Source organism: Butyricicoccus sp., from assembly GCF_050872565.1.
Classification (GTDB): domain Bacteria; phylum Bacillota; class Clostridia; order Oscillospirales; family Butyricicoccaceae; genus Butyricicoccus_A.
The window spans coordinates 1-13,819 of the sequence record NZ_JBNMHC010000020.1 but is presented as its reverse complement, the minus strand read 5'-3'; the positions used below and the strand labels follow the sequence as shown (position 1 = coordinate 13,819).

Here is a 13,819-nt window from a genome sequence, read left to right as displayed (position 1 = left end):
ATCAACATGCCGAGGGACAGAATAAAGCTGGTGACCATGCTGACAGAGCTGAGTGCGGCAATCATGGACTGCTTGCAGCCGCAGGCGAGGCCGAACGGAATCGCAAGTGTTGTGACCGGACCGACCAGACACAGGCACAAGGTCTGACGAATGGGCAGATCAAACGGGCACAGGAAGAAGATAGCCGCTGCGGCGCACAGACACAGCGCATAACGCAGGCCTAAAATGCGGACGACATTGCCGACATCTTCTTTTGGCAGATGCCATTCAAAGATCAATCCCAGCGCAAACATAGCGAGAAAGGCGTTGCCTTTGCCGAATAAATCGCACAGATCAAAAAAGGCATCCGGAAAGCGGAATCCCGGCAGATACAGCACAATCATAATGAAATATGCCAAAAACGGAGGGGAATGAAACAGCGTGCGCAAAATACTGCGCGGAGAAACCTTTCCGTCACCGCCGCTGGCAGAGGATGCGACAGAATACGCAAGACCGGCGCCATACGGATTGTTTCCGGCATCATACATGCACAGAGCCGGAACGACAGAGGACGGCAAAAAGCTCAGCACAAACGGCAGAACAAAATTGCCGACGTTTTGACACGGCGTATTGAGAATATACAGGGCACGCAGCTTGCCCTCTTTGCGCACGGAAGCGAGAGAACCGGCGAGCAGCAGCACGCCATTCATGCAAAAGCCGAGCAGCAGGGCAAAGAGCAACGAAATATCAATGGAAAATGTGCGAAAACCAGCGATCAGTGCGGCAGGCATCGTGATGTTGATGATGATTTTCATCAAAACCTGACTGTCTTCCTGCTCTAGGACGTGTTTGGTTTTCATCAGATAGCCCAGCGCGATCATGAGAAAAAACGCGAGTGCTTTAAAAAGTACAGCTGACATGAATTCCTCCGGAAAAAAGATTGACGGAGAAACACACGGGGCGCGTCCGCCTGAAAACTTATTATACTCCTGACGGGAGAGGGAGACAAGAGGCTGATTCAATACTTTTCCGTGCTAAAACGAAAAAGTGCAAAAGGATGGTTGTACGAACGCACAAAAGATGGTATAATGTCCATATAAGTTTGTTTCGGGGGTAATTGCTCGACCCTCAAAATCAGGAAAGGGGCAATTTATATGCCAGGCAAAATTGTTTTGGGCGCACAGTGGGGCGACGAAGGAAAGGGCAAGTACATTGACATCTTTGCTTCGCAGGCCGATGTAGTCGTCCGTTCTCAGGGCGGCAACAACGCAGGTCATACCGTAGTTGTTGGCGACGAATCCTATAAATTACAGCTGATTCCGTCCGGTATTCTGTATCCGGATTGTGTAAATATCATCGGACCGGGCGTTGTTGTTAACCCGAAGTCCATTCTCGGCGAGATGGACGGTCTGAATGCACGCGGCATTTCTACCGATAAGCTGTACATTGACGCACGTGCACACTGCATTCTTCCGTGGCATCTGGAACTGGATGCACTGAGCGAGAAGGCACGCGGCGGCGATGACATCGGCACCACCAAGAAGGGCATTGGCCCGACTTATATGGACAAGGCTGAGCGTATCGGCGTTCGTATGCATGACTTCGTGGATCCGGAGCGCTTTGAGGCAGCAATGACCGAGGCTTGCGAGCGCAAGAACAAGGTTATCGTTGGTGTATACGGCGGCGAGCCGATTGACATCAAGGCAGTTCTGGAGGAGTACAAGGAGTACGCAGACCGCCTGAGAAGCCATGTCAAGGATACGTCTGTTATCACCTATCAGGCAATCAAGGACGGCAAGGAAGTTCTGTTTGAGGGCGCACAGGGCACTCTGTTGGATCTGGATATGGGTACTTACCCGTATGTTACGTCTTCTCATCCGGTATCCGGCGGCTGCTGCATCGGTTCCGGCGTTGGCCCGACTGCTATCGACGAGATCGTTGGTATCTGCAAGAGCTACACCACCCGTGTTGGCAAGGGTCCGTTCCCGACCGAGCTGTTCGATGAGACCGGCGATTACATTCGTAACGCAGGTCATGAGTTCGGCACAGTTACCGGCCGTCCGCGTCGTACCGGTTGGTTTGATGCTGTTATCGCACGCTATGCCGTTCGCGTAAACGGTCTGACCGAGATGGTTATCAACAAGATTGACCCGCTGTGTGGTCTGCCGAAGCTGAAGGTCTGTGTAGCGTATGACTACAAGGGTCAGCGCATCGAAGAGTTCCCGGCAAACTTCGCAGATCTGGAAGATTGCAAGCCGATTTATGAGGAGTTCGACGGATTTACCGAGGACATCACCGGCTGCAAGACCTTTGATGAGCTGCCGGAGAAGGTACAGAGCTACATCAAGGAGCTGGAAAAGATCGTTGGTTGCCCGGTTAAGCTGCTGGGCGTAGGCCCTGGCCGCGATCAGGTCATCGACGTCACCAAGTAAACAATACCTGCGGGTAATAAGCAAGCCGGAAGCTCTCGCTTCCGGCTTGTTTTCTATATTTGCACCGGTTTTTCTCGGCTCTCCCTCTGGGAGAGCTGTCATTTGCTTTGCAAATGACTGAGAGGGCGAACCGTGTACCCATTCTGCATCAGGCAAATCTGAGAGAACAAATAGCTAGTATAAGCCCTCTCTGTCGCTGCGCGACATCTCTCCCGGAGGGAGAGACGAGTTTGGTCTGCGCGCAAAACAAAAAACGCATCCAACCGGATGCGTTTTCATTTCCAATTAAATCAAAGCAAGGGCTTACTTGGAAGCGTTCAGCTTGAGGGTCAGAGCGCTCTTCTTGTTAGCAGCCTTGTTCTTGTGAATCAGATTCTTTGCAGCAGCCTTGTCGAGGGCCTTAACTGCGGTCTTATATGCAGACTCTGCAACAGCCTTATCCTCAGATGCAACTGCAGCGTCAAACTTCTTCAGAACGGTCTTCAGCTCGGAACGAGCAGCCTGATTGCGAGCATCCTTTACCTTGGTAACGAGTACGCGCTTCTTGGCAGACTTGATATTCGGCATTGGTGTCCACCTCCTTACTCCATTTAATCTATTAGTCAGTAATTGAAATTCTATCACGAGATGAACGAAAAATCAAGAGCCAATTGTGTTTTTCATAGGAAATTCCCCAAAAAATACGTCAGACACCTCGCGGATTGGATAAATCGTACAGAGAAATTCCGGACGAAAGCGATATTTTCCCCGTTTCTCCGCATAGAATGCGAGCAGGGTACGCATACTGGACGGGGAAGGGAGCGACAAAACATGGCAGTACGAACAGATCTTGCCCTAGAATTGGCAGAGGGACAGCGCGTTTCCCAGCAGACACAGACGGTAGAGGGCTTTACTTTGCACACGGTTTCTGTGACGGAAACCGATACAGCGTTTGGCAGACCGCCGGGACAATATTTGACGCTGTCGATTCAGGATTTGCTGCGCCGAGAAACAGATGCCTTTCCGCGCGCCTGCCACGCTGTGGCACAGATGGTACAGCAGCTGGCACCGCGCAATCAAGACCCGCGTGCGCCGGTTCTTGTCATCGGACTGGGCAACCGCGCCGTGACGCCGGATGCCATCGGGCCGCTGTGCTGTCAGAATGTCTTGGCGACACGGCATTTGGTCGAACGCTCACCGGAGCAGTTTCGCGCCTTTCGTCCCGTGGCAGTGCTGGCACCGGGCGTTTTGGGCACGACCGGTGTGGAGACCGGAGAGATCGTGCTGGGGGTCATTGACCGCATTCGTCCGGAGCTGATTCTCGCTGTCGATGCCTTGGCAGCGCGGCGACTCAGTCGTCTGATGTGTACGATTCAAGTCACAGATACCGGCATTGTGCCCGGCTCCGGTGTCGGAAATGCGCGGACTGCGTTGACACAGGAGTCGCTGGGCGTTCCGGTGATTGCTTTGGGTGTGCCGACAGTCGTGGATGGCTCGACGCTGGCGGCGGATATTGCCCAGCAGTCCGGCGCACAGTGTGAAGCGTTGGAGGATTTGAACACGCCGGTTCTGGTCACAACACGAGATGTTGACCAGCAGACGGCGGATGCCGCGCGGGTGATTGGCTACGGTATCAATTTGTTTTTGCATCCGTCGCTGGACATCGCGGATATGGAGCTGTTTCTGTCTTAAATACGGCATATCTTCCCGCCGGTACGAATAGACTTTTGTACAGGATACGGCGGGAAAGGCAGGGAGACACATGAAACGAAACAAGTCATGGATACCCATGTGGAGCATTCCCTGTCTCATTATGGCCGGAGGTCTGCTGGCAGCAGATCGGCTCGGCGGCGGGGAAAAGCTGGAACAATGGATGCAGACGCTTGCGGGCAATGCGGACTTTGTACAGGCTGCCCTGTCGTCAGAGATCGGTGCACCGGGCTGGGAATCGGTATCCGAACACGCGCCGCCGACCGTGAGCGTGTCGGAGATTGTCGCGGCGCAGGCACTGCCGGAGAGCATGACGGACGGCGAGAGCTGTGACACAGATGCCAGCGAGACACTGGTCTCTGAGAGTCTGTTTGCTCTGCCGGACAATGTACAAAAGGCGGTAGATACCTCGGATGCACCGACACAGACCGCCGATGGCGCGGCAGTCAAACAGCTGACAATTACCGGTCAAAAAGGCGGCTATCCCGGTCAAGACGGCGTGTATATTTCCAATGATTCCGGTTTATCCTATGATTTGGGAGAGATGTTGGCGTCGCCGCTCAAAATCACGAAAAATGATTCTGTCGAGCAGCCGACCGTTATGATTTTGCATACCCATGCGAGCGAAGCCTATGTCGATCAGCACGGCGGCAGATCGGAAGATCCGGCGCACAATGTCGTGTATATCGGCGATGTGCTGACACAGGTTTTGCAGCAGCAGGGCATTGGCGTTGTACACTGCCGAGAGATCATTGATTCGCCGAGCTATAACAAATCATATAGCCGCGCCATGGAAATCATTGATGCCCAGCAAAAACAAACGCCGTCATTAAAAGTTATTATTGATTTGCATCGAGATTCTATGATTACGTCGTCTGGCATGGAATATAAAGTGGTGTCGGAAATTGACGGACAGACCTGCGCCCAGCTCATGTTTGTCATGGGCACCAATGCCGGTGGAAAGACGCATCCGAATTGGAAAAGCAATTTGAATTTTGCCGCAAACTTGCAAAAACAGATTTTGGCGGACTATCCAACGCTCATGCGTCCGATCAATCTGCGCAAACAGCGGTTTAATGAACAGGCGACAACCGGCAGCATGATTTTGGAGTGCGGAACGAGCGGAAACACCATAGAAGAGGCAGAAGTCGCCATTCGTGCGTTTGGAAAGAAATTGGCGCAACAATTGAGTACATGAATGAGGGATTTGCATTGAAATTATCTTTCACAACCGATTTAGATGAAAATATTGCAAGGATGAAGCAGCTGTTTGTGCACGATAATACGTTTATCTGCCGTGAGGTGCAGGGCAGGGGACAGCCTGCTCTGCGCATGGCGCTGTTCTTTTTTGACGGCATGGTAAACAGTCAGGCGATCAATGACAGCTTGGTCAAGCCGGTGAGCTTGTGGACGGGCGCACCGATGCCGATGCCGGATGTCATTCGCGAGATCCTGCACATTGATGACTGTCCGTTTGACCCGGAACCGGACAAGCTGCTGGCGGCATTTTTGTATGGAGATACCATTGTGCTGGTGGACGGAGACAGCAGACCTGCGGTTGTCAACACCAAGGGCTTCGCCAAACGCGGACCGGACGAGCCGGACAATGAAAAAGTCCTGCGCGGTCCGCGAGAGGGATTTACTGAGGCGTTTATGGGCAATTTAGCGCTCATTCGCCGCCGTCTGCGCACACCCAATCTGTGTTTTGAGTTTTCCGGCATCGGCTCTGTGACGCATACCACGGTCTGCGTGTGTTATCTTGACGGCATTGCCGATCAGACCGTGCTGACGGAGGTCAAAAAGCGGCTGCAAGACATTCCGCTGGATTCGATTTTAGATGCCAATTACCTCAGTGAGATCATTCGAGATGACCGATATTCTCCGTTTCCGACGACGGGATTTACCGAACGGCCGGATATTGTCGCGGCAAAGCTGCTGGAGGGGCGCATCGCCATTGTCGTGGACGGTACGCCGGTCGTGCTGACGGTGCCACACATCTTGCAGGAGACCTTTCAGGCGAATGATGATTATTATATCTCGTTTTTGTACACCAATTTGACGCGCTGGCTGCGCGTGCTGGGCTTTGTGCTGACGCTGACACTTCCGGCGGTGTATGTCGCGCTGCTGACATGGCAGCAGGAGATGCTGCCGACGCGCCTGCTGTTTTCGATTTCTGCCGCGCGGCAGGGAGTGCCGTTTACGACATTTACCGAGGCGGTTGGCACGCTGGCAGTGTTTGAGATATTAAAAGAAGCCGGGACGCGCACGCCGGATACCATTGGACAAGCCCTTTCGATTGTCGGCGGCTTGGTGCTCGGACAGGCTGCGGTAGATGCGCGGTTTGTCTCTGCACCGATGGTCATTATCATTGCATTTTCCGGCGTCACGGCGCTCATTGTGCCCAAGCTGCGCACGGCGACCTTGCTGTTACGCTTTTTTCTGCTCGTCTGTGCGGCGGTGTTGGGACTGTATGGCGTGTTGTTCGGCACATGTCTGATTGTGGCGCATGTGTGCCGCCTGACTTCGTTTGGTGTGCCGTATCTGACCAATGTGTTGGCGGCAGAAAAGCACAGCCAGCGCGATGTGCTGCTGCGCTTCCCGTGGTTTGCGATGAAGCCGACACATCGGTTTCTCGCCGGTTGGCGCGGGGTGCGCCGATGAAGCGGTTGGGAGCCGCTCTGCTGGTGTGTCTGATGCTGTCCGGATGCAGCTGGAAGGACGCGGGAGATCTGTCCGCTGTGACTGCGGGGGCTATATCCAAACAGGGGCAGCGATATGCGCTTACCGCAGAGCTTGCGGTGCCCAAGGCGGACAGTGCCGTGCCGGAGTCCAAACAGGTGTCCGGCAGCGCACAGACGATGGAACAGGCGATAGACGACACGGGAGCAGGCTTGGACACGCAATTGTACTGGAGCCATGCGCGGGTGCTGTTTTTCGATGACTCTGTGATGGAAAGCGGCATTCGTTCCTGTGTGCGGCAGCTGCACGCGGACAGTGCCGTGCGCCCTTCTGTGCGGCTGTGTGTGGTGCGCGATGCATCGGCGGACGAGATTTTTTCCTGCGCGTCAATCAGCGGCGAGCCGATTGGCTTTTCTGTGGGAGACAGCCTGTCTTATGCCGTTCAGCAGTCGCAAATGCCGGATATGCCGCTGTATCGCGTGTACAATGCGCTGGAGACACAGGGGATGGATCCGGTACTTCCGGCGGTTTCCATCGAAGGAGAGCAGGCACAGCTGGATGGATGCGCGTTATTTTCCGGAGAGACCTGCACGGGATGGCTGAATCAGGAACAGACCGCCGTGCTGGCACTATTGCTGCACAGCGGAGAGCAAGCCACGCTGTATGACGACGGCGAACCGCTTGTGCTCCGAGAGATGCGCGTGCAGCTGGTACAGAACCAAGAGGCTTGGGACATTCGACTTCGCGCGGAAGCTGCCTGCGACAGGGAAAATCAGACCCAGCGCGCGGCGCGGGTCACGCAGGAACAGTGCACGCGCGTGATAGAACGGCTTAAACAAGCCGATTGTGATGCACTGGGCATCGGACGACTGAGCGGACAGGCTTGGCGCACGGTGCCTGTCAACGTGTCCGTGACGATGACCGCGGCACAGAGTACAGAAGGAGGAAACCAATGAAACCCATCAGCAGCCGACAGGCGACATGTCTGCTTCTCGTTGTGCTCAGCGGCTGGTCGCTGACCATGACGGCGCAGGACGGGCGGGATGGCTGGATTGTTCTGCTGCTGGCTGGCCTGTGCAGCCTGCCGGTTGCGGCGCTGTGCTGTTTGGCGTCCGAACGGATGCCGCAGGGGGAGTGGTTTCAGCTGCCGCGTGCGGCGTTCGGCGCAATGGGCGGCACGCTGTATGTGTGGGTGTTGGCAGCGGTTTCCCTGTGGTCGCTGTGCATGACGGTGCTCAGCGGCGTAATTTTCCTGCGGACGGTGTCTGGAGGAATCTGGCCGGTGTGGCTGCTGACGACGGCTTTGCTGGTGTGCGCGGCAGCGGCGGCGCATCGAGGGGTGCAGCCGTTGGTTTTGTGGATGCAGCCGATGGTGTGGCTGGTTGTGCTGGCGCTGCTCGTGTCTCTGGTGCTCAGCTGGAGCCAGCTGGATTTTTATGCCTTGCGTCCGGTTTTGTCGGATGGTGTGGGGAATTTACCCAAACGCGTGTATTTGCTGCTGTCTGCGCCGTTTGGCGAGGTCTTTTATGCGGCGGCGGTGCTCGGCGGACAGGGCACACGCATTCGCAATGGTTTGCTGCGGGCTTGTGTGCTGGCGGGCGTTTTGCTCAGCGTGCTGTATCTGCGCAACATTTGCCTGCTTGGGGAGGCGGGCGCACGCGGGGTGCTGTATCCGTCCTATACAGCGGCGAGTGTCCTGTCGTTTGGCGAGGCTTTTCAGCGCGGAGAAGTGCTGATTTCCGGCAGTCTGCTCGTGTGCACCGTGGCGCGCGCCGCATTGATTTTATCGTTTTTTGCTGGATGTGTGCAGGCGGGAAGCACATGCAGAAAATCACGCGGTGTGTGGCTTGGGGCAATATTGACAAGTGCGATTTGCATTTTATGCGCAAGCAGCAATCAAGCATTTGGAATAGCACAAGAATTTTACCAGATTTTCTTCCTGCCGGTGGTCGTACTCGCGGCAGGTGCGCTGTTTCTAAAAGTGCATAATATGGGCGATACGTAGCGAGATGGCAAATAACTTTTGGGAAAGTCATTGACACTGAGCGACGTCAACAAAATTATACCCTGTATCTTGGTAAAGATTCACAATTGAATTCGGGAAAATCTTGTGTTATAATATGCAAAATGAACAAACACCTTCCCGCTTAAAGAATGGAGTAGAGTCCAATGAAGCAGACATGGCATAGAGGTGTATCCACATAAACAGAAAATAGAAAGGGGTGCTTGCAATGCGCAATAAGAACAGATTATATTTGTTGATTGGACGTATTGCGTTGGTAGTTACTCTGTGTCTCGGCGGCATGTCTATTGCAGCGGGACAACAGGAGCTGGCGAAGGGAGCACCTATACCGCAAACGCAGATAATCCGTCAGGCTTTCTGGATTGCCTGCCCAGTGGTACTTGCTCTGTATCTGTTTTGTGATTATAAAGTGACGCAGAAACGACGGCTGGCGTGCTGGATTTTATCTGGCTTGTGGCTGTGCGGAGATGTCATTTATCTGCTCTGCGTTGTACTGTAAAGGCGTTTGACTATGTGAAATAGCGCACCTGCATTTTCGTGATGTGGGTGCGCTTGGAGTAGATACTATGAAGTTACGCTGGAAAAAACAGATTATCAATTTGTATACGATAAGTGTGATCGTAGCACTTCCTGTGTTAACATTCTTGTTTATGGGATTTGAGAGCGGAATACTGCCGAATTTCTTAAAACAAGTACATCCGGGAGAATCTGCCGCGGGAGATGATTTGTGGATCGTTTCTCATATAAGATACTTGACTTCTTATGTCGATGCCATAGAGTGGCAATTTGCATCCAATAGACATTTCATTCCAATATTATCTTCATTAGCGGTTCTCCCATTCATTCAGATGCGAGACCGCTTTTTGCCGTTTGCGTCTGTTCGCATGAAAAACGCCAAGAAGATGGAATGCAATTGGATTGTTCAATCGGTATTTTTGGCAAGCTGTGTGATGTACTGTGCGTATTTGGTAACGATGTTGGTCATGCGCGTGTGGTGCGTCAATACATATGATGCGAATAATTGCTTTGATGTGTTTGCTTTGTGGGGGTGGAATCTCAGCGCATCAACCCATCCGTATTTGTATTTGTTGGCGTTAGGTGTACTGCGTTGCTTTTTGCTTCCCATTCTCTTTTCTCTTCTGACAATAGCAATTTCTTATCTAGTAAATAAAGTATATATTTACTTATTGGTACCTACGGTTTACAGTCTGATTGCCAGTGCGCTGTTCTCGCAAGGATTATACGAAGATAGATGGCCGTTGCCGCTGTTTTCTCCAGAAAATTTATTGTGGCCAAGCTCGCCGGATTATTGGGGATATGGTCATACAGTACATGGTATCTGGGGTGTTGTTTGCGCGATGGCGATTGTCATTCTTCCGTCTCTTGTGATGATTTGGTACGGTATGCGCAAGCGCAGGGCGTGACGGAGAGGAGGGAAGCGTATGCGTTGGAAAACACAATGGAAACAATTGTTGCTGTTGCTGCTTGTCCTTGTCGTACTCGGCGTGATTCAAGCAGATCAAGAACTCAAGCCGCTTCCCGATGCCGTGATTACCACGGTACAAGAGCGTGTAGAGATACCGAAGCCGCAGTGGACGGCATCCGGCAACGATAGAATGCTGGTCAACGCGTTTCAGACCTATGGCTTTGTCGCCTTTTCCTTTGTTGTATTGATGGCGGCACAAAACTTGGTTCAACTGCGCACACCCATTCAGCTGACACGCTATGCGACATGGAGTGCCTATCGAAAGCGGACGTTTTGCCGTTTGATGGGATTCAGTACGATATTTTTGGCGATTGCTTCCGCTCTGCTGTTTGCCGCCGAGCGAACAGCCCTGCTGACAGGATTGGCAGAACGGTATTTTATTACGGGACAGTTTTATCCGGTGTCGTTTGCCGTGTATGTCGTACATATGCTGTTGTGCACAGCGATGCTTTGCCTGTATCAGACCAAAGCGGTTTTCGCGAAGCATTATATCGTGACACAGGCGATTCCGATGCTGTTCTTTGTTGCCAGCGGCGTCATGCAAGGCACATGGCTGCAGCAGATCAGCCCGTTTTCGTTTCCCGTCTATGACGGACTGCCGGAGGGCGGATGGATTCGCGTTGTGCTGACGTATGCTCTGTGCTTTGCTGGACTGGCATACCTGTGCCGCAGACCGAAGAAAGAGTATCTTTCGGAGGAAAAGACATGAGTAAAAAAATTTATGCGTTGGTAATCGCTCTTATCAGTATCCTGTCTGCCAGCCAAGTTGCTCAATCCCCTGTGCTGCGGCAATCCGCGTACAGTGTACATGATGCCTATGCACTTGCTTTGAGCAATCCGGCACAGATGTATTCCTGCGGATATGGCAGTCAGTGGAATTCGTTTTCCTACTGCTATCTGGCGATGCTCATTCTCGCCGGTGTCTTTGTGTACAGCAATTCGTATGCTTATCCGGAAGGATTTCGCACGCTTTCGATTTTGCGGTTTGGCTCAGAGCGCAGCTATTGGATACATACCATGCGGCGCAACGGCAAGAATGCTGCTTTTGCTTCTGCCGTGCCAATCGTTTGTGTATTTGTCGTCAATGCGATCTATACGGTCAAGCACGGCTTGGGTGCGGTGAAATTTGTGCCGTATGATTGTTTTCCGATTGTGTATATCCTGCTGTGGGTGAAGCTGCTTGCCTTTTTGGCCCTGCTGATTGTGTTTGCAGAGGTATTCTCTCAGACGATTTCTCGCGCCGGTATGATAGGCATTCTCGTCGTGGTCACGGCGGTCTTGTTTTCGATTGACATTTTACAGCAGAAATCGGCAATCCTGACGATAGGCAGTTGGCCGCAGCAATTGCTGGCTGTTCTTGTGTTTGTTGTTGTGCAAGCTGTTTTTCTCATCTATGGAACACGGCGTCCGTTGAAAATATAAAGGAGGAGTTGTATGATTCGGCTAGAACATGTGGCGAAAGCGTATAAGAATCACGTGATTTTTCGCGATTTGAGTTTGGATATTCCAACCGGTGCATCGGTCGCTGTGACGGGCTATAATGGCAGCGGCAAGAGTGTGCTGTTAAAACTAATCACGGGATTTTCTCGTCCTGACAGCGGAACGATTACCGTGGATGGAAAAGTGATTGGAAAAGATATTGATTTCATTCAAAATGCGGGCGTGTTTATCAATGCTCCGCAGTTTATGAACAGCGCAACAGGCTATGAAAACCTGATGATGCTGGCGGAAATCAATCATATCATTGACAAAGAACAAGTGCTGCAAATTTTGGCGCGCGTCAAGCTCACAGAAGCCAAGGACAAAAAGGTTCGCACGTATTCTCAGGGCATGATTCAGCGTCTGCGTATTGCACAGGCTGTCATGGAAAAGCCGGATATTTTGATTATGGATGAACCGCTCAATGCGCTGGATAGAGATGGCATTGACATCGCGCACAGCATCTTTCAAGAATACATAGATGATCCGAGTAAAACCCTGTTGTTCGCCTCGCATAACGCAGAGGAAATTAAGACGTTTGCAACTTCTGTGCTTCATGTGGAAAACGGAACAGCGGAATTTCAGGAATAAATTGGATGAAGCAGAAATGAAAACAAAAGCTGTTGTTGGCATAGCAATACTATGCATGGGATTCTTGTTGTTTGGGATGTTTGTGCCGATTTCAACGGAAACGGAGAAGTATCCCCTGCAAGATTTGCCTGAGCAATACATGGAGACAAAACAGGAATGGGAAGAAATGCAATCTGCATTTTCCCCCTCAAATGGATGGAACAGAACAACAGATACAGCATATGTCAGTACGACAAAAACTTTCTTTGGAAGAAATTGCACGGTTATACGCATACCGTATTTGTGTTGTAAGATCACAGACGTTGGTACAGCGGGAAGGTCGAGTTGGAATATTGCGTATGGTACCGTTTGTTCCGATAAAAGTATTGGACTCTGTAAAAGAACATCGCCGGTTTCGCTGACGATTGAATGTGATGATAACACGGTTATTTATACAGAAGGACAACCGATGGATGAGGCAAGCAATGTGTTAGACCTTTCAACAGAACAGGATTCAGACATGCTGACAATTGACGCTGTGACGATGGACTCTGATAGGCAAAAAAACAAGCCGTGTCAGGCAATCATCACGTGCAAAACAACCGTAGACGGAATAGAAACATGGCAGGCGACTGCGACAGTAGACTATTTGGGAAATACATAAAATCACATAGAGCGCACAGGGAATATATTGTTCCCGCGTGCGCTCTTTTGCGCGTCAAATTATCGAGAAAAAGATTGTCGAATGTTTCTAATAGAAACTATGCCGCGAACGTGCTATAATATAAAGTACAAAAACAATGGCATAGGAACGGCTGAAAGGAGGCGTTCGATATGATGACCAAGAGAAAGCTGAAACTCAGAAGGAAATTTTTGAGATGGGCGCCGTGGCGTTTCTGGGCAGCGTAAGAGGAACAGAATATGAAAGATAGTTGTCCGAAAACAGCACGCGGATGATCGCATAGGAAAGCGGTTATCTTGCGTGCTGTTTGTTTGGGTACGAACAGAGAGGGATTTTGGCTCCCTCTTTGAGGGAGCTGGATTCGCCGCAGGCGAAGACTGAGGGAGTTTTTTCACCAATATCGCTCAGAGAAGCTCTTAGACAAATCTACCTGCGAGCTACTCTATCCGTCACGGCTGACGCCGCGCCACCTTCCTCAAAGAGGAAGGCTATCGCCCTCTCAGTCATTTGCTCCGCAAATGCCAGCTCTCCCAAAGGGAGAGCCAAGTATCCCTGACGAATCAAGGCAACTCGAATACAGACTGGTTTACTTGCAAACCCATCCGCTGTGTGCTAAGATTACAGGCAGATTAAACGCATATTTGAAAGAAAAAGGAGTTAAGAATCATGCATTATCTGGATCATGCGGCGACAACTGCCGTTTTGCCGGAGGCGGCTTCTCTCGCCTGTCAGGTGATGACGGAGCAGTTCGGCAACCCGTCCAGCGTACATAAAATGGGCATTGAAGCATCCGGCATCGT

The 13,819-nt window shown here is 51.7% G+C and carries 14 protein-coding genes; 12 read left to right on the top strand and 2 right to left on the bottom strand.

The window, feature by feature from the left end:
- Positions 1–899, bottom strand: an 899-nt coding sequence (locus ACR0P9_RS02090) for an AEC family transporter (RefSeq protein ID WP_432617193.1), incomplete at its 3' end; no start/stop codon positions are given.
- A 234-nt stretch (positions 900–1,133) separates the two neighbouring features.
- Here ACR0P9_RS02090 and ACR0P9_RS02085 point away from each other — a divergent pair.
- Positions 1,134–2,411, top strand: coding sequence for an adenylosuccinate synthase (locus tag ACR0P9_RS02085; RefSeq protein WP_432617192.1), 1,278 nt, complete (start codon positions 1,134–1,136; stop codon positions 2,409–2,411).
- 303 nt (positions 2,412–2,714) lie between these two features.
- Here the strand turns inward: ACR0P9_RS02085 and rpsT are convergent, their stop codons facing one another.
- Positions 2,715–2,978: a 30S ribosomal protein S20 gene (gene rpsT / locus ACR0P9_RS02080; protein WP_216470131.1), complete on the bottom strand. Its 264-nt coding sequence runs from the start codon at positions 2,976–2,978 to the stop codon at positions 2,715–2,717.
- Between the two features lie 243 nt (positions 2,979–3,221).
- Here rpsT and gpr point away from each other — a divergent pair, with 243 nt between their 5' ends.
- From gpr to ACR0P9_RS02025, 11 genes are all read left to right on the top strand, one after another.
- Positions 3,222–4,082 (top strand): GPR endopeptidase, encoded by an 861-nt coding sequence (gene gpr, locus ACR0P9_RS02075; RefSeq protein ID WP_432617191.1) that lies wholly within the window; start codon positions 3,222–3,224, stop codon positions 4,080–4,082.
- Between the two features lie 70 nt (positions 4,083–4,152).
- Entirely contained in the window at positions 4,153–5,298 is a 1,146-nt protein-coding gene (gene spoIIP, locus ACR0P9_RS02070) for a stage II sporulation protein P (RefSeq protein WP_432617190.1), read from the top strand.
- Positions 5,299–5,312: 14 nt separating this feature from the next.
- Positions 5,313–6,761 carry a spore germination protein gene (locus ACR0P9_RS02065; RefSeq protein WP_432617189.1) on the top strand — a complete coding sequence of 483 codons (1,449 nt, stop codon included), beginning with the start codon at positions 5,313–5,315 and terminating at the stop codon, positions 6,759–6,761.
- Positions 6,758–7,735 carry a Ger(x)C family spore germination C-terminal domain-containing protein gene (locus ACR0P9_RS02060; RefSeq protein ID WP_432617188.1) on the top strand — a complete coding sequence of 326 codons (978 nt, stop codon included), beginning with the start codon at positions 6,758–6,760 and terminating at the stop codon, positions 7,733–7,735. The genes ACR0P9_RS02065 and ACR0P9_RS02060 overlap by 4 nt, the downstream gene beginning before the upstream one ends.
- Positions 7,732–8,784 (top strand): GerAB/ArcD/ProY family transporter, encoded by a 1,053-nt coding sequence (locus tag ACR0P9_RS02055; RefSeq protein WP_432617187.1) that lies wholly within the window; start codon positions 7,732–7,734, stop codon positions 8,782–8,784. The genes ACR0P9_RS02060 and ACR0P9_RS02055 overlap by 4 nt, the downstream gene beginning before the upstream one ends.
- A 226-nt stretch (positions 8,785–9,010) precedes the next feature.
- Complete coding sequence (locus tag ACR0P9_RS02050) at positions 9,011–9,301, top strand: hypothetical protein (protein WP_432617186.1); 291 nt, start codon at positions 9,011–9,013, stop codon at positions 9,299–9,301.
- Positions 9,302–9,368: 67 nt separating this feature from the next.
- On the top strand, positions 9,369–10,226 hold the full coding sequence (locus tag ACR0P9_RS02045; RefSeq protein WP_432617185.1) for a hypothetical protein: 858 nt from the start codon (positions 9,369–9,371) through the stop codon (positions 10,224–10,226).
- A gap of 18 nt (positions 10,227–10,244) precedes the next feature.
- Positions 10,245–10,997 (top strand): hypothetical protein, encoded by a 753-nt coding sequence (locus ACR0P9_RS02040; protein WP_432617184.1) that lies wholly within the window; start codon positions 10,245–10,247, stop codon positions 10,995–10,997.
- Positions 10,994–11,710, top strand: coding sequence for a hypothetical protein (locus tag ACR0P9_RS02035; protein WP_432617183.1), 717 nt, complete (start codon positions 10,994–10,996; stop codon positions 11,708–11,710). The genes ACR0P9_RS02040 and ACR0P9_RS02035 overlap by 4 nt, the downstream gene beginning before the upstream one ends.
- Positions 11,711–11,722: 12 nt before the next feature.
- Positions 11,723–12,358 carry an ATP-binding cassette domain-containing protein gene (locus ACR0P9_RS02030; protein ID WP_432617182.1) on the top strand — a complete coding sequence of 212 codons (636 nt, stop codon included), beginning with the start codon at positions 11,723–11,725 and terminating at the stop codon, positions 12,356–12,358.
- A 16-nt stretch (positions 12,359–12,374) separates the two neighbouring features.
- Positions 12,375–13,001 carry a hypothetical protein gene (locus ACR0P9_RS02025; protein ID WP_432617181.1) on the top strand — a complete coding sequence of 209 codons (627 nt, stop codon included), beginning with the start codon at positions 12,375–12,377 and terminating at the stop codon, positions 12,999–13,001.
- Positions 13,002–13,819: the final 818 nt, after the last annotated feature.

Bases quoted from the DNA above. Each gene is read 5' to 3' on its own strand.
- ACR0P9_RS02085 (WP_432617192.1), top strand. From the start codon at position 1,134: ATGCCAGGCAAAATTGTTTTGGGCGCACAGTGGGGCGACGAAGGAAAG.
- rpsT (WP_216470131.1), bottom strand. From the start codon at position 2,978: ATGCCGAATATCAAGTCTGCCAAGAAGCGCGTACTCGTTACCAAGGTA.
- gpr (WP_432617191.1), top strand. From the start codon at position 3,222: ATGGCAGTACGAACAGATCTTGCCCTAGAATTGGCAGAGGGACAGCGC.
- spoIIP (WP_432617190.1), top strand. From the start codon at position 4,153: ATGAAACGAAACAAGTCATGGATACCCATGTGGAGCATTCCCTGTCTC.
- ACR0P9_RS02060 (WP_432617188.1), top strand. From the start codon at position 6,758: ATGAAGCGGTTGGGAGCCGCTCTGCTGGTGTGTCTGATGCTGTCCGGA.
- ACR0P9_RS02055 (WP_432617187.1), top strand. From the start codon at position 7,732: ATGAAACCCATCAGCAGCCGACAGGCGACATGTCTGCTTCTCGTTGTG.
- ACR0P9_RS02050 (WP_432617186.1), top strand. From the start codon at position 9,011: ATGCGCAATAAGAACAGATTATATTTGTTGATTGGACGTATTGCGTTG.
- ACR0P9_RS02045 (WP_432617185.1), top strand. From the start codon at position 9,369: ATGAAGTTACGCTGGAAAAAACAGATTATCAATTTGTATACGATAAGT.
- ACR0P9_RS02040 (WP_432617184.1), top strand. From the start codon at position 10,245: ATGCGTTGGAAAACACAATGGAAACAATTGTTGCTGTTGCTGCTTGTC.
- ACR0P9_RS02035 (WP_432617183.1), top strand. From the start codon at position 10,994: ATGAGTAAAAAAATTTATGCGTTGGTAATCGCTCTTATCAGTATCCTG.
- ACR0P9_RS02030 (WP_432617182.1), top strand. From the start codon at position 11,723: ATGATTCGGCTAGAACATGTGGCGAAAGCGTATAAGAATCACGTGATT.
- ACR0P9_RS02025 (WP_432617181.1), top strand. From the start codon at position 12,375: ATGAAAACAAAAGCTGTTGTTGGCATAGCAATACTATGCATGGGATTC.